Annotated in this window: 15 protein-coding genes and 1 tRNA gene; 11 read left to right on the top strand and 5 right to left on the bottom strand. The window is 61.3% G+C overall.

Annotation, left to right across the window (positions count from 1 at the left end; all coding sequences use genetic code 11):
- Nucleotides 1-11: 11 nt before the first annotated feature.
- Together HB676_RS12590 and HB676_RS12585 are read right to left on the bottom strand one after the other, a co-directional pair.
- Nucleotides 12-737, bottom strand: a complete 726-nt coding sequence (locus HB676_RS12590; RefSeq protein WP_213738112.1) for a flagellar hook capping FlgD N-terminal domain-containing protein — start codon at nucleotides 735-737, stop codon at nucleotides 12-14.
- Between the two features lie 10 nt (nucleotides 738-747).
- Nucleotides 748-2,373 carry a flagellar hook-length control protein FliK gene (locus tag HB676_RS12585; protein WP_213738111.1) on the bottom strand — a complete coding sequence of 542 codons (1,626 nt, stop codon included), beginning with the start codon at nucleotides 2,371-2,373 and terminating at the stop codon, nucleotides 748-750.
- Between the two features lie 360 nt (nucleotides 2,374-2,733).
- Between HB676_RS12585 and mnmA the strand changes: the two genes are divergently transcribed.
- The 4 genes from mnmA to HB676_RS12565 all read left to right on the top strand — a co-directional run bounded on the left by mnmA (nucleotide 2,734) and on the right by HB676_RS12565 (nucleotide 5,273).
- Nucleotides 2,734-3,942: a tRNA 2-thiouridine(34) synthase MnmA gene (gene mnmA / locus HB676_RS12580; protein ID WP_213738110.1), complete on the top strand. Its 1,209-nt coding sequence runs from the start codon at nucleotides 2,734-2,736 to the stop codon at nucleotides 3,940-3,942.
- 48 nt (nucleotides 3,943-3,990) lie between these two features.
- A complete protein-coding gene (locus tag HB676_RS12575) occupies nucleotides 3,991-4,641 on the top strand; it encodes a methyltransferase domain-containing protein (RefSeq protein ID WP_213738109.1) in 651 nt (216 codons plus the stop codon).
- A gap of 76 nt (nucleotides 4,642-4,717) precedes the next feature.
- Nucleotides 4,718-5,071, top strand: a complete 354-nt coding sequence (locus tag HB676_RS12570) for a hypothetical protein (RefSeq protein WP_213738260.1) — start codon at nucleotides 4,718-4,720, stop codon at nucleotides 5,069-5,071.
- A gap of 125 nt (nucleotides 5,072-5,196) precedes the next feature.
- Nucleotides 5,197-5,273: transfer RNA gene (locus HB676_RS12565), tRNA-Met, on the top strand.
- Between the two features lie 609 nt (nucleotides 5,274-5,882).
- Here the strand turns inward: HB676_RS12565 and HB676_RS12560 are convergent.
- On the bottom strand, nucleotides 5,883-6,731 hold the full coding sequence (locus HB676_RS12560; protein ID WP_213738108.1) for a metal-dependent phosphohydrolase: 849 nt from the start codon (nucleotides 6,729-6,731) through the stop codon (nucleotides 5,883-5,885).
- 183 nt (nucleotides 6,732-6,914) lie between these two features.
- Nucleotides 6,915-7,553 carry an outer membrane beta-barrel protein gene (locus tag HB676_RS12555; protein ID WP_346347327.1) on the bottom strand — a complete coding sequence of 213 codons (639 nt, stop codon included), beginning with the start codon at nucleotides 7,551-7,553 and terminating at the stop codon, nucleotides 6,915-6,917.
- A 374-nt stretch (nucleotides 7,554-7,927) separates the two neighbouring features.
- Between HB676_RS12555 and HB676_RS12550 the strand changes: the two genes are divergently transcribed.
- Nucleotides 7,928-9,952, top strand: coding sequence for a HAMP domain-containing sensor histidine kinase (locus tag HB676_RS12550; protein WP_249780206.1), 2,025 nt, complete (start codon nucleotides 7,928-7,930; stop codon nucleotides 9,950-9,952).
- Between the two features lie 119 nt (nucleotides 9,953-10,071).
- Nucleotides 10,072-10,344 carry a hypothetical protein gene (locus HB676_RS12545; protein ID WP_249780205.1) on the top strand — a complete coding sequence of 91 codons (273 nt, stop codon included), beginning with the start codon at nucleotides 10,072-10,074 and terminating at the stop codon, nucleotides 10,342-10,344.
- A gap of 9 nt (nucleotides 10,345-10,353) precedes the next feature.
- On the opposite strand, the gene HB676_RS12540 is transcribed toward HB676_RS12545, so the two are convergent.
- Entirely contained in the window at nucleotides 10,354-10,872 is a 519-nt protein-coding gene (locus tag HB676_RS12540) for a GNAT family N-acetyltransferase (protein WP_249780204.1), read from the bottom strand.
- 230 nt (nucleotides 10,873-11,102) lie between these two features.
- On the opposite strand from HB676_RS12540, the gene HB676_RS12535 reads away from it, so the two are divergent.
- The 5 genes from HB676_RS12535 to fabI all read left to right on the top strand — a co-directional run bounded on the left by HB676_RS12535 (nucleotide 11,103) and on the right by fabI (nucleotide 17,475).
- Nucleotides 11,103-12,206 (top strand): AI-2E family transporter, encoded by a 1,104-nt coding sequence (locus HB676_RS12535; RefSeq protein WP_346347326.1) that lies wholly within the window; start codon nucleotides 11,103-11,105, stop codon nucleotides 12,204-12,206.
- 61 nt (nucleotides 12,207-12,267) lie between these two features.
- Nucleotides 12,268-14,478, top strand: a complete 2,211-nt coding sequence (locus HB676_RS12530) for a DUF3141 domain-containing protein (RefSeq protein WP_213738104.1) — start codon at nucleotides 12,268-12,270, stop codon at nucleotides 14,476-14,478.
- Between the two features lie 26 nt (nucleotides 14,479-14,504).
- Nucleotides 14,505-15,470: a phosphate acetyltransferase gene (locus tag HB676_RS12525; protein WP_213738103.1), complete on the top strand. Its 966-nt coding sequence runs from the start codon at nucleotides 14,505-14,507 to the stop codon at nucleotides 15,468-15,470.
- A 5-nt stretch (nucleotides 15,471-15,475) separates the two neighbouring features.
- A complete protein-coding gene (locus HB676_RS12520) occupies nucleotides 15,476-16,687 on the top strand; it encodes an acetate/propionate family kinase (RefSeq protein ID WP_213738102.1) in 1,212 nt (403 codons plus the stop codon).
- Nucleotides 16,684-17,475, top strand: a complete 792-nt coding sequence (gene fabI, locus HB676_RS12515) for an enoyl-ACP reductase FabI (protein ID WP_213738101.1) — start codon at nucleotides 16,684-16,686, stop codon at nucleotides 17,473-17,475. Before HB676_RS12520 ends, fabI begins: the two co-directional genes overlap by 4 nt.
- Nucleotides 17,476-17,479 lie beyond the last annotated feature (4 nt).

The raw sequence follows: 17,479 nt of genomic DNA, 5'->3' as shown, positions 1-17,479 counted from the left end.
AGGCGCGGTCTTTAGTCCACGATGCTCTGGATCTGATTGACCGTGAATTTCTGGGTGCCGATCGACAATAGCGGCGGCGATTGGGTGAGATCGACCGAACTGACCACGCCTTCGATTTGCGCGCTGATGGCTACGTTGTTGTTCGAAGCGTCCTTGCCCACTGCCGTCAGCGTGTAGCTGCCGTCGGGATATTGCGTGCCGTCATTGCCCTGGCCGTTCCACGAGAACGGCTGGCTGTCGCCGGCGGTGGCATTGTAGGTGCCCGAGAACACGGTCTGACCGTTGCTGCCGGTGATGGTGATATTGACGGTCGAGGCGGTGGGAACGCTGAGCAGCCAGGTCGCCTGGCTGCTGGTCGAGGAAACGGCGGCCAGTGGCGCGGTGTTGCCGTTGACGACCGCGGTCTTGCCGACAAATCCCAGCGCCTGGGTCGATTGAGCGGTCTGCTGCAGCGATACCAGCGTGGCCAGGGAGTCGTTGGTGTTGAGCTGTTGCTGAACGCCGGCGAATTCGACCAGCTGCTGGGTGAACTGGTTGGTGTCCAGCGGGCTCAGCGGATTCTGGTTCTGCAATTGCGTCGTCAGCAATTGCAGGAAGCTCTGAAAGTTGCCGGCGATCTGCGAAGAGGCCAGGGCATTTGAAGCCGCAGCCGCCGAGGCGGAGGAAGATGAAGATCCGGCGGGGAGGGGAGTTGTCCCCGATACGACCGGGCTGGACGTGCCTGCTGCTGCTGTCATGCGCCTCTCCTCATACTCTGATATCGACGCCGCTGCTCGATCCGAGCGAGCGGCCGTAAGTTCGTCCCGCGATGGCGGCGGGCATGGTGTCGTCGTCGCCGATGATCAGCCGCTGGGCGTTGCGGGGCGTATCGCCGCCGCTGTTCTGGCCCGAAGAAGACTGGTCGCGCAGGCTGAATTGCAGGCCGTTATTGCCGGTCTTGAGCCCGGCATCGTCGAGCGCACGCTGCAATTGCGGCGCGTCCTGGCGCAGCATCGACAATGTTTCCGGCTTTTCGACCGTGAGATGCGATGTCACCTGGCCGTTGCTGTCGATATCGATGCGAACGTCGATGCGGCCGAGCTCGGCCGGATCGAGCCGGATTTCGAAACTGCTCTTGCCGCTCTTGACCGAGGCGGCGATCTGGACCGCCAATCCACTCAGCGGCACCGCCGCACCCGTCGCCGCGGTGGCGGTCAGCGAATTGGCGGATGTCGTTGCCGTGGTCGTGAGCTGCGGCTGGATCGTGGCTGCGGTTGCAATCGTGTTGTCCGATGTCTCGGTGCCGGCATGCGTTGTGCTGGCGGTCGAGGCGTGTTCATGGGCCGATATTGCGCCGGTCGTGATCGAGGCGGCGGCCTCGGCGGTCGCGGTCGCCGCCGCGTTGGCGGCTTCGGGTTTGCCGGTGCCGCTCGCTTGTTGCAGCAGGCCGTTCTGGGCGGTCGCGGTGGTTGAATCCGTCGCCGCCGTATCGGCTGCCGCGGTCTCCGATGCCGTCGTCTTGGACGAGGTCTTCGGCGTGACGGGCGCGGTGGCGGCAACCGCTGTGGTCAATGACGCGGCGTTGACCGTGGGCGTATCGGCCGTGGTTGCCGTCTGGTTCGCCGACGTTGCGGCGGTCTGGTCCGCCGCCGCGGTCACGGTGATCTTGGCCGTTGTCGCCGCCGACGTGTCGGGTGTGGTGGTCGGCGTCGCCGTGGCGGTCGGATCCGTCTTGACGGGGGCCGATGCCGCCGCTTGCGCGGAGATCGCCTGTGAACTGGCGGCGATCGCGGCCGCGGCAATCGCCAGCGGCGCCGTGGCGCTGCCGGGAGTCGGCGCCGGCGCCGGCGTATTGGTCGCGGTGAGGGTGACGGGCACGACGACCGCGACCGGCGTCGGCGTGGTCAGGGCCGATCCGGCCTGCTGGGCCAGCATTGTCGGATCGACCGCCGAATTGTCGTCGCTGTTCGAGGCCGCGGTTGATTTGCTGGTGCTGGTCTTTGACGTGCCGGAATTGCCACGGGATTGCTGGCTCGAACCGGTGCCGGCGGCGCCATTGGAACTGGCGCCGGCATTATTGGCATTGGCGTCGGAGGGCGGCCCGGAATTGTCGTTGTTATTATTATTGTTGTTCGGATCGTTGTTGGCCGCCTGGTTGGCTTGCTGGTTGGCATTGGCGTTATTCGCCGGCCTGGAATTGTCCGCGGGGGGCGGCGAATTGTCGTCGGCGCGGTTTGGCTGGGCGGGCGGCTGCTGATTTTGCTGCTGCTGGGACGCCGAGGCGGCGTTGTTGGCGTCGTTGGCCGTGTTGTTATCGACCAGCGACGCAAAAATATCGTTTCCGGGCAACTGGTCCACCCGGACCTGGCGTACCGTCACGCCCTGGAAGGACATGTTAGCGGCTACTTCTGGATTGACGCTGACCACCGGACGCCTCTTGCAATGGAACTGCCAGCAACTGACAGGGACTGCCAAGAGATCAGCAAGGACCGGGCCAGCCTAATTTCTTTAAAATATCTATATATATCAATGGCTTATTTTTATGACGACGAACCTGCCGGCCTGCGTCAGCGCTTCCTTTTCTGCCCGGCGGCAAGATTTGCCGTTTGAAAAGGGGACCGTGATTGCCTCTCGCCAAGACGGCCTATATTAAAGAGCAGCTTTTCAGCCGCCCGCTCCAAAGCCCCCTGACCGCACAGCGGTTTCCTGATCGCGAAGCGCTTGGCGCGCGCGGTCGCATCAATGACCGGAACCATGCTCAACAGTCTGGATCTTGAAGGCCGTCCGCAGGACACAAGGGTCGTCGTCGCCATGTCCGGCGGCGTCGATTCCTCGGTGACGGCCGCGCTGTTGAAGTCGCAGGGCTATGACGTCGTCGGCATCACGCTGCAGCTTTACGATCATGGCGCGGCCACCCACCGCAAGGGCGCCTGCTGCGCCGGGCAGGACATTCACGACGCGCGCAATGTGGCCGAGCGGATCGGCATTCCCCATTATGTGCTGGATTATGAAAGCCGCTTTCGCGAATCCGTGATCGACAATTTCGCCGACAGCTATGCGTCGGGCCAAACTCCAGTCCCCTGCATCGAGTGCAACCGCTCGATCAAGTTCCGCGATCTGCTCAAGACCGCGCGCGAGCTTGGCGCCGCGGCCCTTGCGACCGGGCATTATGTCGCCTCGCGCCGGATGGACGACGGATCGCGCGCGCTGGTTTGTGCGGCCGATGCCGATCGCGACCAGAGCTATTTCCTGTTTGCGACCACACGCGAACAGCTCGACTATCTGCGCTTTCCCTTGGGCGACATGACCAAGCCGCAGGCGCGCGAACTGGCGCGGCGCTTTGAGCTAGAGGTCGCCGACAAGCAGGACAGCCAGGACATCTGCTTTGTGCCGACCGGGCGCTACACGGATATCATCGGCCGGCTGCGGCCGAACGCGATCGAGCCCGGCGATATCGTCGACCTCGATGGGCGGATCATCGGCCGCCATCAGGGCATCATTCACTTCACCGTCGGGCAGCGCCGCGGATTGGGCATCGCATCGGCGGCGCCGCTGTATGTAGTGCGGCTCGATGCCGACAGCCGCCGCGTCGTGGTCGGTCCGCGCGAGGCGCTGCGGATGGACCGCATCGTGCTGCGCGACATCAACTGGATCGGCGGCGGCGCGCTCGATCGCGTGGTTGGCAACGGCCTTGAGATGTTCGTGCGGGTGCGATCGACGCGCGCGCCGCAGCCGGCCTGGCTGCGCCGGACCGAAGATGGCCGCTACGAAGTCGAACTGGTCGCGGGCGAGGAGGGCGTTTCGCCCGGCCAGGCCTGTGTGTTCTACGATGCAGCTTCCGGCCAGGCGCGCGTGCTTGGCGGCGGTTTCATCCAAAGCGCCACCGCGAAGCGTGCAACGGCCCACAATGTGGCAAAAGAAACCGCCGCACCGCAGCCGCTGATCGAAACGGTGCGCGGATAAAATAATTTCGGGCGGAAAAGTTTTAGGCAAATACTTCAAGGCTGGGGCATGGCGTCAGATATCGACCGCGCGGGGGTCGCAAAGGCTTATGGGCGCTGGGCGCCGGTCTACGATCTGGTCTTCGGCAAGGTGTTCGATCACGGCCGCCAGTCGACCATCGCCGAGGCCGACAAGATCGGCGGCCGGATTCTCGATGTCGGTGTCGGTACGGGATTGTCGCTGTCGGATTATTCGCGCACCACGAAATTATGCGGCGTCGATATTTCCGAGCCGATGCTGCGCAAGGCGCAAAGCCGCGTGAAGGCGCTGGGACTTTCCAACGTCGAAACGCTTGCGGTGATGGACGCGAAAAATCTCGCCTTCCCGGATTCGTTTTTCGACGCGGTGGTGGCGCAATATGTCATCACCGCGGTGCCGGACCCCGAGGCCACGCTGGATGATTTCATCCGGGTGTTGAAGCCCGGCGGCGAACTCATTCTGGTCAATCATATCGGTGCTGAACACGGCGCGCGCCGCCTGTTCGAGCTGGCGTTCGCGCCTTTGGCCCGCCGGCTCGGCTGGCGCCCGGAATTTCCATGGGCGCGGCTGACGAACTGGGCGGCGAAACATGGCGGCGTCAGCCTGACCGAGCGGCGGCCGATGCCGCCGATGGGCCACTTTTCGCTCATTCGGTACCGCAAGGAACCCAAGAAGACTTGAAGCAGGCCCTGAAGAAGGCCTGAAACTGCCGCCGGCGCGGGGAACCTCCGCGCGATCAGGCCGTTTTCCCGGCATGATGAAATCCGCACTCTTTATATCGTGTTTGCTGATCACAGCACCCAGTCTGGCCATCGCGCAGGCGCCTCCCACTCCGGCAACGCCGGCGGCCGAAACCGCAACACCCGCGCCTGCCGTCCGCTGCGCACCGATGCAGCCTGTGCCGTCTCAAGGCACCGCGGCCCCGGAGGGCACCACGACAGGGCAGCGGGCCGAGCCGCTCGGCGACAAATTGGCGAAATCCGACGGCGTGCTGTGCCCGCCTTCGGGCGTCGACCCGGAAATCCGCGCGCCCACCCCCGATGCCGGCAACACCCCGGTGATTCCGCCGCCCGGCAGCCCCGGCGGCGACCCCAGTATCCGGCCGAAATAACGGCGTTTTCCAGATACTTGCCGGATAACTCGAAGCGCGGCCGGGTTTGCTTGACACGACCCGGACCGGCTTCTTATATGCCGCGCGTTCGCGACCGCGGTATCCAAACCGCGCCGGGGACCTGTGGCGAGGTAGCTCAGCTGGTTAGAGCACGGGAATCATAATCCTGGGGTCGGGGGTTCGAGTCCCTCTCTCGCTACCATCTTTCCCATACTCCTTGAACGCGGTGGGGGGCAGGCTTGCTCCCCCAATTCCAATGGTGCGTTCAAGCGTCCAGAAGTCTCAACTGTGATCCCTGGATGCGAAGGAGCCCAGGATACAGTTGTTGCTTGCGCGCCAGTATCGCCGGATGGAGGAAGATAACATCGTCCATGCCGTGCTCTTTTTCTATCGCATCGACAAGCCGGTCAGTCTCCCGCGAGGATGACGCTTCCAACAATCGTTGACACAAATCAACGCGAGCAGCGGTCGTTATTCAGAATTACTTGTCGGGTACCGATCGCGGAGATTCCCATGACGAAACTTGGGCCTGTTGCTACTGCGCTCTTTCTTCTTTCCCTGCTCGCAGGGCATGACGCAAACGCCGCAGGCGGATGCGGCGCGGGTTTGCATCGCGACCCGCATGGCCGATGTCAGTTCTATCGCGCCGCGCCACCTGCGAGTCGCGTCTGCCCGGCCGGTTTCGTCTGGCGCAATGGACGCTGCGGCCAGAATGCTCAAGACGACGCATTTGTCCCAACGCGGCCCAATAATGCGCGCTGATGCCTGCACGTCGGGAGCGTGGGAAGCGGACATCGAATTGGTCGGCGTCTTACCTCTGCGGCCCCGACAGATTCACGTCACGTTCGGCTCGAAAGACGTTGCCATAGAGATTGGCGATCCATTGGCGTCCGCTTGAGGTAACGTTGAGATAGCGTATGGCCATGCCAATCTGCGGCGCGACGTTGGCCCAGTAGAACTGCGGGAATTTATAAACGACGTCCGCCGGTGTCTCATAGCCCATTGTCTTGTTAAGTCCGATCTCCTCGAATTCATGGAAAAGAGCGTTTGATTTCCTGATATAATTGGGATCGCCGAGTTGACCGACAAGATCGGCGGCGCGCAGCAGCAAACCTTCCTCATCGTGAAGATCGTCGTTCGACTGAGGCGGTGCGTAGGGAACGCGGGTATATTCGATCGCTCTGGCGATCCGGCTGGCATCGAGGTATTCGACTGTGTCGAGGCGTTCCAGCGCGAACAATTTGGAACGGTCGACGTGGTAGGGCGCCAGCGCAGCGTCGGATGCGCCTCGCGGCAGACGGACCATACGGCCATTGACATCGGCAACGAAGCAATCTTCCTCGTCGCCTTGGACGATTCCGCGAACATACCCGATATCGTGAACGAGGCATGCCAGAATGAAATTGGCGTAGTCGCCCGCCGTTGTGGGCCGCAACAACGCACGACCAATCAGAATGTCGTGCCCGGCCAGAGTCACAAGCATCGTGTGCTCGACATTGTGGTACAGGGCATCGCTGTTGCCGATGCAATCCAGGGAGAGCCTTGCAGCATAGGGCAGCAGATCGGCCAGCTCGGCGTTCGACGAGCCGAACCTGCCCTTGGTCTCCGAAGCCAGAAATGATCCCAGGGCTTGCGCTGTCAATTCGGGGATTGTGATCATTCGATAAGAATGAGGCCGATCCCGGCGGGATTGTTGACCTAGATCAACGACGGCCTCGCAATAGGGCCAGGCGCGATCGGCCGACCGCAGCCTCCCAATTTCAGGGTCGAGATGGGTTCCGAATCCCGTCGGTCGGGAAAATCCGGGTGTGGAGGCCGGAACTTTCCCGGTTGTGATCAATCCTCAGTATCCCGCGACGACCGGGCCACCAAATCGATAGTTGAGTCGGAACAATACCAGATCGACGTCCTGGCCGACGCGGTTGGCAGCGCCAGCCACGATCGGATTGGCTACAGAGAAGGAATTATTGGCGTCGCCCATAAAGAGCCGATCGTACTCGATGCCAACACTCCAATTGGGCGTAAAGCCGTATTCAAATCCGACGCCCACCGCGCCACCCCACCGCGTTGCGGTAGCCGAGGCCGCACCGACACCGCCAACAGTCGTGAAGATGTCGTAACGATTGTCGGTAACCGCCGCGCCCCCCTTCAGATAAATGAGGGCCGCATTCCAGGCCCAGCCGATTTGTCCCGTGAAGAGACCAAATGCGTCAAGCTTTGTGGTCTCGGAAAAGGCAGCGTTGATCAGGCTCGTTCGCGACGCCCGCAGTGATGCCCAATCACCCTGGCCCTCTGCGCCGAATACAAATTGGCCCATTTGCCAGCGATAGCCGAGCTGGCCGCCGAAAACGCCTCCCGATTTGGAACTGCATCCGTCAGGAAATGCGCCCGCGGCCGATGTGAAACTCCAACAGTTGCGGCTTTCACCCCAGCCACCATTTGCGCCGATATACAAGCCTGTCCAATCGTAGACTCGCTCCACGACAACGGGTGCCTTTACCGGACGGGCCGGCAGGTCCGCGGCAAAGACCGGCGTCGACAGGCCGAGTGCTGCGAAACCCATCAAAAACGATTTTACCCTCATGACAACGTCCCCACTTCTAGGTTGCACAAGTCAGCAATCAACTGTCCTATACGCTGGGAAAATCCATTCCTATTGTACGCAGGGACAATGGTGCGCCCGTCGATCGTTCGCGATCGTATTTTGCGCGCGAACGTTACCCGCAACTACGAGAGCCAGGTACCCGGCGCTTCGTGAATTGCCGGGCCGCTTTCCGACGCCAAGTTGCCGTCGCCGCTTGACCGTGCCAAACTACCGCTGCTCTGGCAGAGGCCGCTGCTTGCGGACCATGAATCATGGCGCGGGCGATAAAGGGTTGGCTTACGCTCATCGTGCTTGCCGCGATTGCACCTGCGGCGGCAGATCCGAGGCGTGTTCCTGTTGCACTCGTTCGGTTCGGAGGATCTGCTGCCCGCCGGCAGTATCGTGGATTTTCGCGAGTTCGGGATCCGGGAGCAGTAATGCGCGGATGTACTGGATTGCCACGATGGCTAGCGACCGTTTGCGTTGTCGCTTGTCTGTCGCATTCGGGAAGCCTGCATGCGACCGAGCACAAGACGGTATTGATCCTTCATTCGGTCGGTCGAGAATTTAGACCGTGGAACGAATATGCCAAACAAATACGGACGGAACTGGACAGGCAGTCTCCTTGGCCGCTGGACGTGGGTGAGCACTCGCTTGAAAGTGCCCGCTCGGGCGACTCCAACCCGGAGCCACCTTTCGTTCGATATCTAAACGCGCTTTATGCCGAGCGTGTCCCGGACCTGATTATCGCCATCGGCGCACCCGCCGCTGCATTCCTGCGGCGGCACAGAGAGCATCTGTTTCCGAAAGCGCCGGCCCTGCTTACGGCAATCGATCAACGCCGGCTCCAATACTCCGGTATCTCGCAAAACGATGTCCTGGTTGTCGTCAAACACGACTTCCGCTTTCTTTTCGAGAGTTTCTTGCGGATATCGCCAGATACAAAGATCGTGGCCGTGGTCAACGGCAACTCGCCCAATGAATTGTTCTGGCGGAACGAAATTCAGCAGGATCTGCGGCCTTTGGAAGGCCGGATCGATATCAGATGGTATGACAATCTTTCATTCCAGGACATGCTGAAGCAAACAGCTCATCTTCCATCGCACTCAGCGATCTTCTGGCACACCATGCTTGTCGATGCGGCCGGCGTTGCATATGAAGGCGATCGGGCTCTGAAAAATCTCTATGCCACGGCGAATGCGCCGATTTTCACGCACGATGATTCGTTCTTCGGCCAGGAAATTGTCGGCGGGCCGATGCTGTCGGCGCGTATGTTGAGCAAACAAGCGGGCACCGCTGCCGTACGCATGCTCGACGGAGAAAAGCCGGATAGCATCACAATTCAACCGGTGGGCTTTGCGAAGCCAATCTATGACTGGCGTGAACTGCGGCGCTGGGGGATTGGCGAAAGCGGTCTTCCGTCCGATAGCGAAGTCTATTTTCGCGAGCCAACTGCCTGGCAGAAATACCGCACGCAAATTCTGGTGGTATGCGCGGTGCTATTGTTGCAAAGCGTTCTGATTTCCAGTCTGTTGTTCGAGCGTCGGCGGCGCTTCAATGCGGAGCTCGTGTCGCGGCAACGCTCGGCGGAATTGGCTCACATGAACCGTTTTTCCATGGCCGGCGAACTTACCGCGACCATCGCACACGAGATCAACCAGCCGCTCGGAGCCATGCTGGCCAACGTCGAAACAGCGGAGATGATGATCAAATCTCCGGTCCCCGACCTGCATGAAATCGGGGAAATCCTTGCCGACATTCGCCGTGACGACCAGCGCGCCAGCGACGTGATTGTCCGGTTACGGAGCCTGCTGAAGAAGGCGCCATTTGAGCCCAGGCAAATTGATCTCAACGACGTTGTACGCGAGACCGTGCGATTTCTTTCGGCGCTGTCGATTGCGCGGGAAGTCGAGATGATCAGTTTGATCGCGCCGACACCGCTTCCCGTCAATGGCGATTTCATTCAACTTCAGCAAGTCATCCTGAATCTGATCGTCAATGCGATGGATGCGATGTCGGGCATGCCGAGTGCCGAACGCAAAGTCAGGGTCTTGACCGCGCGTGATGGCGACTCTGCCGATATCTTCATCTCGGACGCCGGTCCTGGCATTCCCGCCGATAAGCTGAAGGAGGTGTTCGAGCCGTTTTTCACGACAAAGCCCCATGGCATGGGCATGGGGCTGTCGATCGCGCGCACCATTGTCGACGCCCATGGCGGGCGGATAGTCGCGGAAAACCTGGCTGGACGCGGCGCCACATTTCGCATCAGCCTGCCGCTTGTCGAACTGTCGAATTGATGCTTGTCCGCATTCCATCGTCGCGACTCCGGTTTGGGCTTGATCCAGGTCAAGCTGTCGCCGTCCTGTTTTTCCAGCTTCTCGATTCCTGAAAGGGTAGCGTGATGGGAGCGTTCATCTTGTCGTGCCGTAAACAGGCCGTGGGCACCGCGGCGGCCCTGATCATCCTGTTGAGCGCGACCGGCGCTTCGGCCCTTCTTGCCCTGTTCAGGTATGAGGACCAGGCGCAGCGGCACTGTCCCGATGACGTCGTGGTCTGGCTCGATTTTAAAAAGAGCAAATACTATCTCAGGAATCAAAAGCTCTACGGTGGTGGCTCCGCAGGCAGCTATGTGTGCCTCAAGGAAGCGCGCCGCGGTTACTATCGCCGCTCGCTGCTTGGCTTGCGATGACGCCGTCCGCTACAGCAGGGGCAGGATCAAATGCGCCACCTGCGGATCGGTACGGCGACCCGGCCGGAAGCCGAACTTGGTGAGCACCTTGAGCATCGCGGTGTTCTGCGGCAAGACCTCCGCTATCAGCTCCTTCAACCCCGCCGCACGTGCCAGACCCGCGAGATGCCGGGTGAGGATCGCTCCGATCCCCTGGCCTTGATAGGCGTCGATCACCATGAAGGCCACCTCGGCCTGACCGGGCTTGACCACCACATACCTCGCGCCACCGATGATGACCGGCCGCTTGTCTTCCTCGATTTGGACCACCAGGGCGACGTGATCGACGAAATCGATCTTCATGAAGAAGGCCTTCTCCTGCTCGGAGAAGCCGCGTTTGGTCACAAAAAAGCGGCGCTGCCGCGACTCCGGGCCGATGCGATCGATGGCAGCGAGCATATCGGCCTCATCCGCGAGCTGCAGGGCGCGGATTTCAATCGGGCGCCCGTCGCGCAGATGCTCCAGGGCCGAGTAGCTGCCAAATTTCATCGTCTCTCTCATCCGTCGCGGCACGGATCATGCGGCCTCTGATGGCATGTGAGATGAAACGCCCGGCGCTATCGGCTAATTGATCTGGATCAAGCCTGCGGGGACGGGCGTGCCAATAAGGAAATGTAGAAGACCGCTGTCGACCGATGGGGAGACATATGGACGTCGGCGAAGCTCCCTCGGGAGCAAGGCAAGACCAAACAGGCGAACAAGACAGAACAGGCGAAGAGGTGATCCAGATCGCCATTCGCCTCGCGCTGCTCGCTCTGCTTATCCTCTGGTCGTTCATTCTGCTGCGTCCATTCATCTCGATCCTGGTTTGGAGCGCGGTACTCGCCGTCGCGCTCTATCCCGCGTACAACTGGCTATCGGAGCGCCTCGGGCATCGGCCCGGCGTCGCTGCGGTCGCCGTTACCCTTGTTGTCCTGGCAGTGTTTCTTGGACCGGCCGCGTGGCTTGGTCTCGGTCTCGTCGAGGGGCTGCGCAACATTTCCGATCAACTGACGTCGGGAGATCTCACGATCCCCGCGCCGCCCGACGCCGTCAACGACTGGCCAGTTATCGGCGCGACGCTTTTTAAATTCTGGAAAATGGCGTCGGTAAATCTGGAAGCAGCCCTTCGTGAACTCGCGCCTCATCTGAAGCCGCTGGCGGGTCCTGTTCTTGCGATCGCGGGCAGCGCCGGTACTGGAACGCTCAAATTTCTCGCCTCAGTTGTGATTTCAGGCTTCCTGTTTCCATATGGGCCGCGCCTTGTCGCGGCGAGCAAACGTGCGCTCGCGCGTATCGTCCCTGAGCGAAGCGAAAGTTTCGTGGCGCTGGCCGGCGCCACCATCCGCACCGTGCTCCAGGGCGTGATCGGCATCGCGGCACTTCAGGCTATGCTGGCTGGAATTGTATTGAAGATCGCAGGGGTTCCCAACGCCGGGGCGCTCGCATTCGGCATCCTGGTGCTCGGCATTGTGCAGATCGGATCGTTGCCGATCCTGCTTCCAGTCATCATCTGGATCTGGACGGCCAAGGACGTTGGCACCGCTGTGCTGATCACGATCTTCCTCGTGTTGGTCGGCCTTTCCGACAATGCGCTCAAGCCGCTGTTGATGGGGCGTGGCCTCTCGACACCGGTATTGGTCATCTTCATCGGCGTGCTTGGCGGAACGTTGGCCCATGGAATTGTCGGTCTGTTCATCGGGCCCGTCATCCTGGCGGTAGCCTGGGAGTTGATGATGGCGTGGATCGGCGAGGATCGCCTCGATGCCAATTCGCCTGGCGAAGCGACAGCCGAGAAAGCCCGATCAAGCGCCGAAAATCTGAGCAAAGCACCCTTGACCTAGATCAAAGTCCGCGCCGCCGCGCAGGCCTCCTTATCGTGCCTGGCTGCAAGGATGGAACATCATGTCGATGGACAAGCCGGCCCTCGGTGGGCGCGCAATGCCGGGATTTTTTGCATCCGCCTTCGAATATCTGGTGGATACGGGGCAGCGCAGTGTCTTGTTCCTGGACGTTATGCGCAAGCGGGGGGAACAGTATCGTGAACATCTCGCCGAAACCGTGCCTCATGTTCTCGATTATTCCGTGGAGCTGGTCGCCGATGGAAGAAACCTGAAGCGGCGGGTGAACTACGCACTCGTCCGTGTCACGCCGCCCAGCGGGGTTGCGATCGATCCCGGCCGGCGCCCGTTCGTCGTGATCGACCCGCGTGCCGGCCATGGTCCCGGCATCGGCGGCTTCAAGGCCGACAGCGAGATCGGCGTCGCCATGAAGGCCGGACATCCCTGCTACTTCATCGGCTTCATGCCCGAACCGATGCCGGGACAGACCATCGGGGATATCGCGTACGCCGAGGGTACATTTCTGGAAAAAGTCATCGCGCTGCATCCGGGCGCCGACGGCAAGCCCTGCGTGATCGGCAATTGTCAGGCCGGTTGGGCTGTTATGATTCTCGCGTCACTTCGACCCGAATTGTTCGGGCCGATCATCATCGCCGGTGCGCCCTTGTCATATTGGGCGGGTGTGCGCGGCATGAACCCGATGCGCTATTCGGGCGGCCTGCTGGGCGGAAGCTGGCTGACCGCGATGACCAGCGATCTCGGCGGTGGCAAGTTCGATGGCGCCTGGCTGGTGCAGAATTTCGAAAAAGCGAATCCGTCGAATACGTTGTGGACCAAGCAGTACAATGTCTATTCGAAGGTCGATACTGAAGCCGAGCGCTATCTCGAATTCGAGCGCTGGTGGGGCGGGCACGTCAACCTCAACGCAGAGGAAATCCAGTTTATCGTCGATGAGCTGTTTGTCGGCAACAATCTTGCGGCCGGGCGGATCAAGACCGCCGACGGCGAGGTCGTCGATCTGCGCAAGATACGCTCGCCGATCGTGGTATTCTGTTCCAAAGGCGATAACATCACGCCGCCGCAGCAGGCGCTTGGCTGGATTCTCGATCTTTACCGCGACGTCGACGAGATCAGGTATTACGGGCAGACGATCGTCTACACGGTCCATGAGACCGTCGGCCATCTCGGCATTTTTGTTTCCGGCGGCGTCGCCAGGAAGGAGCACGCCGAGTTTTCGAGCAATATCGATCTGATCGATGTGCTGCCTCCCGGCCTCTATGAAGCGACCTTTGAGGCGAAAACCGGCGATACCACTCAAGCGGATCTCGTCGGTGGCGCCTGGGTCATGCGCTGCGAGCGGCGCACGCTCGACGATCTCCGCGCGATGGGCGGCAACACGGTTGAGGACGAGCGGCGTTTTGCGACCGCCAAGCGCGTGTCGGAAATCAATCTTTCCAACTACCGGACCTTCGTCCAACCCTGGATTCGCGCCATGGTGACGCCACAGGTGGCGGAGTGGATGCGGAACTTGCATCCCCTGCGCGTTGGATATGAAGCCTTCGGCGGCGACAATGCGTTTTCCGGGGCGCTGGCCCGGACCGCGGAGAAGGCGCGCGAGAACCGCCAGCCTGCGGCAAAGGACAATCCGTTCGTTAAAGCCCAGGAAACCGTTTCCAAGAGCATCGTGGACGTCCTCGACAAATGGCGGGACACGCAGGAGACGCTGAGTGAATCGCTCTTCCTCGCCATCTATGGTTCGCCCGCGCTGCAAGCGGCTGTAGGCATCGATCCGAATGCCGATCCGTCGCCGCGTCCGGAAATGTCCGCGGATCACCGTAAACTTCTGGATACGCGTATCGCGGAGCTGAGATCCAGAATCGGAAGCGGCGGTCTCAGGGAGTGCGGCATCCGTGCCCTGCTTTATGTGGGCATGACCCGGGGCATGGTCGACGAGCGGAGCCTCGAGGCGCTGCGCAGGATGCGAAAGGACGATGTGGAAGCGTGGCTGACCTTATCCCAGTTCAAGGCCCTGGTACGTGAGCAGTTCTTCATGTTGAACCTCGACGAGGACGCAAGCCTCGCGGCCATCCCGAAAATGCTGCCGCACGGAATCGAAGCGCGCCGCGCGGCGTTTGCTGCCATTCGCAACGTGCTGTCGGCTTCCGGGGAGATATCCGGCGACACGGCGACGCGATTGGCCCGCGTCGCGAAGCTCTTCGGAGTTGCAGAGGGAATGCAGGATGCGGATGGAAGTGTTCAATCGAAAGCGTCGTGACGTTTATCTGCGACAGGAGTCTATCGATGAGCGTGCAACCGGCGAAAGCAGCAGCGGATCAGACATCCAGCAAATACGACCGACTGATCGCGGCGGCCAAGGCGATTCCGCCGGCTGTGACCTTGGTGGTTCATCCCTGCGATGAGAGCTCGCTGCGCGGCGCAGTCGATGCTGCAAAAGCGGGGTTGATCAAGCCGATCCTGGTCGGCCCGGTGTCGAAGATCAGGGATACCGCATCCCGGCACGGCATTGACATCAGCAACTATGAAGTCGTTGACGCACCCCACAGCGAGGCGGCAGCCGCGAGAGCCGTCGAACTGATCCATGAATCCAAAGGCGAAATGCTGATGAAGGGAAGCCTTCACACCGATGAACTGATGCGAAGCGTGACCGCAAAGCCGGGATTGCGCACGGAGCGGCGCATCAGCCATGTATTCGTGATGGATGTGCCGGCGTATGCGGAAACGGTGTTCGTCACCGATGCCGCGATCAATATTTTCCCGGATCTCGATTGTAAGCGCGACATCATCCAAAATGCGATCGACCTGTTCACCCAGACCGGATTCGGCGCGCTGCCAAGGGTTGCGATCCTGTCCGCGGTCGAGACCGTTACCTCGAAGATTCCATCCACGATCGAGGCCGCGGCGCTCTGCAAGATGGCGGATCGCGGCCAGATCACCGGAGGACTGCTCGACGGCCCGCTCGCATTCGACAACGCGGTCGACATCGAGGCGGCGAGGATCAAGGGAATCAAGTCGGAAGTCGCGGGCCGTGCCCAGATTCTGGTGGTGCCTGATCTCGAGTCGGGCAACATGCTGGCGAAGAACCTCGCCTACTTCGCCAAAGCCGATGGCGCCGGCATCGTGCTCGGCGCGCGCGTTCCGATCGTGCTGACTTCGCGCGCGGATTCGCCGCGGGCCCGCATGGCTTCCTGCGCGGTCGCGGCGCTCTATGCCGACGCGCGGCGCCGGCGTGCGGCAGCGGCGGCGTAACCGCTATGGATACGATCCTCGTCGTCAACGCAGGTTCCTCGAGCGTCAAGTTTCAGGTCTTCGCGGTCGATGGCGATGGGCGGTTGCGCCGGCAGATCAAGGGCCAAATGGACGGCATCGGCAGTCGCCCCCGATTGCGCGCGACCGACGCCGCGGGGCAAGCGCTGGCGGACCGGGCATATCCCATCGAGAGCATTCCCGACGTCTCGGAAGCGCTGCAAGTGGGTGCCGCGTGGCTACGGGACGAGATGCAAATCACTCCGTTGGCGGTCGGACACAGGGTGGTTCACGGCGGCCCCGATTATGACCGGCCGGTGCTGATCGACCACGGCGTTGTGACCCGCCTGGAGCGCTATACGGCGCTGGCCCCGCTGCATCAGCCCTATAATCTGGCGCCTATGCGGTCGCTGCTGGCAAATCTGCCCAACCTTCCGCAGGTTGCCTGCTTTGATACCGCTTTTCACCGCGATCATGACGACCTTGCCGATTTCTATGCGATCCCGCGACGGCTGCACGAAGAAGGTGTGCGGCGCTATGGCTTTCACGGATTGTCGTATGAGTACATCGCCAAAGCGCTTCCCAGGGTAGCGCCCGAGATCGCAACGGGCCGCGTGATCGTCGCTCACCTCGGCAGTGGGGCGTCGATGTGCGCCATCCACGGTGGACGCAGCATCGAAAGCACAATGGGATTTACGGCCCTTGACGGACTGCCGATGGGGACGAGGGCGGGACAGATCGATCCGGGCGTGATTCTCTATCTGATTTTGGTCAAGGGAATGTCGCCTGCGGAGGCGCAGAACTTCCTTTACCGCGATTGCGGGCTGAAGGGCCTCTCGGGGGTTAGCAATGACATGCGGGAGCTGCAGGCGAGCCCGGACCCGAGCGCGGCCTTCGCCGTCGAATATTTCATTTACCGGGCAGCGCTCCAGGTCGGGATGCTGGCGGCTGCGCTGCAAGGTTTGGACGCTTTGGTCTTCACTGCCGGCATCGGCGAGAATTCTGTCAGCATCCGTGCGCGCATTGCCGAGCGGCTCGGATGGCTCGGGGTTGTGCTCGATCCGATGGAGAACGGGCGGCACGCGCTCCTGATATCGCGGCCGGGTACGACGCCGGTGTATGTCGTGCCGACCGATGAAGAACTGATGATCGCGCAGCACACGCTGTCGCTGCTGTGGAGCGGGCGCCGGTCCACCCAGGCAAAAGAGAGAGCGTCATGAACATCCCGGTATTTCCAGAGACCAAAGTCGCTCTCAAGGGCCGCAAGGGCCTGATCGTGGGCATCGCCAACGATCAATCGATCGCGTGGGGTTGCGCCAAGGCCTTTCGCGCGCTGGGAGCGGAGCTCGCTGTGACCTATCTGAACGACCGTGCAAAGAAGCACGTCGAGCCCCTCGCGAAGGAACTCGAGGCGCCGATCTTCCTGCCGCTCGACGTCATGCTCGAAGGGCAGATGGAACAGGTATTCGACCACATCAAGAAGGAGTGGGGCCAGCTCGATTTCCTGCTGCATTCGATCGCGTTTTCGCCGAAGGAAGCGTTGCATGGCCGCGTTATCGATGTTCCGCGCGACGGGTTTCTGAAAACGATGGATGTGTCCTGCTGGTCCTTCATGCGGATGGCGCATCTTGCCGAACCTTTGATGAAGCGCGGCGGCACCATGTTCACGATGACCTATTACGGCAGTCAGATGGTCGTGCAGAATTATAACGTGATGGGTGTCGCCAAGGCGGCGCTGGAAGCTGCCGTGCGCTACATCGCCGCCGAAGTCGGACCGAAGGGCATCCGGGTTCACGCGATCTCGCCGGGGCCGCTGGCGACCCGCGCGGCGTCCGGAATTCCCGAGTTCGATGAATTGATGGACAAGGCGCAATCCAAAGCGCCGGCGCGAAGCCTCGTCAGCATCGAAGATGTGGGTGCGGCGACCGCGTTCCTCGCCCTTGACGGCGCCAAGCTCATCACCGGCAGCGTGATGTACATTGATGGTGGCTATCACATCATCGATTGATGCT

The sequence above is a fragment of the Bradyrhizobium sp. dw_411 genome, from assembly GCF_018449695.1.
Taxonomy (GTDB): Bacteria; Pseudomonadota; Alphaproteobacteria; order Rhizobiales; family Xanthobacteraceae; genus Bradyrhizobium.
This window is presented reverse-complemented; position numbering and strand designations above follow the sequence as displayed.

Excerpts from the sequence above, each read along its gene's own strand:
- HB676_RS12590 (WP_213738112.1), bottom strand. The coding sequence starts at position 737 with ATGACAGCAGCAGCAGGCACGTCCAGCCCGGTCGTATCGGGGACAACT.
- HB676_RS12585 (WP_213738111.1), bottom strand. The coding sequence starts at position 2,373 with ATGTCCTTCCAGGGCGTGACGGTACGCCAGGTCCGGGTGGACCAGTTG.
- mnmA (WP_213738110.1), top strand. The coding sequence starts at position 2,734 with ATGCTCAACAGTCTGGATCTTGAAGGCCGTCCGCAGGACACAAGGGTC.
- HB676_RS12575 (WP_213738109.1), top strand. The coding sequence starts at position 3,991 with ATGGCGTCAGATATCGACCGCGCGGGGGTCGCAAAGGCTTATGGGCGC.
- HB676_RS12570 (WP_213738260.1), top strand. The coding sequence starts at position 4,718 with ATGAAATCCGCACTCTTTATATCGTGTTTGCTGATCACAGCACCCAGT.
- HB676_RS12560 (WP_213738108.1), bottom strand. The coding sequence starts at position 6,731 with ATGATCACAATCCCCGAATTGACAGCGCAAGCCCTGGGATCATTTCTG.
- HB676_RS12550 (WP_249780206.1), top strand. The coding sequence starts at position 7,928 with ATGGCGCGGGCGATAAAGGGTTGGCTTACGCTCATCGTGCTTGCCGCG.
- HB676_RS12540 (WP_249780204.1), bottom strand. The coding sequence starts at position 10,872 with ATGAAATTTGGCAGCTACTCGGCCCTGGAGCATCTGCGCGACGGGCGC.
- HB676_RS12530 (WP_213738104.1), top strand. The coding sequence starts at position 12,268 with ATGTCGATGGACAAGCCGGCCCTCGGTGGGCGCGCAATGCCGGGATTT.
- HB676_RS12525 (WP_213738103.1), top strand. The coding sequence starts at position 14,505 with ATGAGCGTGCAACCGGCGAAAGCAGCAGCGGATCAGACATCCAGCAAA.
- HB676_RS12520 (WP_213738102.1), top strand. The coding sequence starts at position 15,476 with ATGGATACGATCCTCGTCGTCAACGCAGGTTCCTCGAGCGTCAAGTTT.
- fabI (WP_213738101.1), top strand. The coding sequence starts at position 16,684 with ATGAACATCCCGGTATTTCCAGAGACCAAAGTCGCTCTCAAGGGCCGC.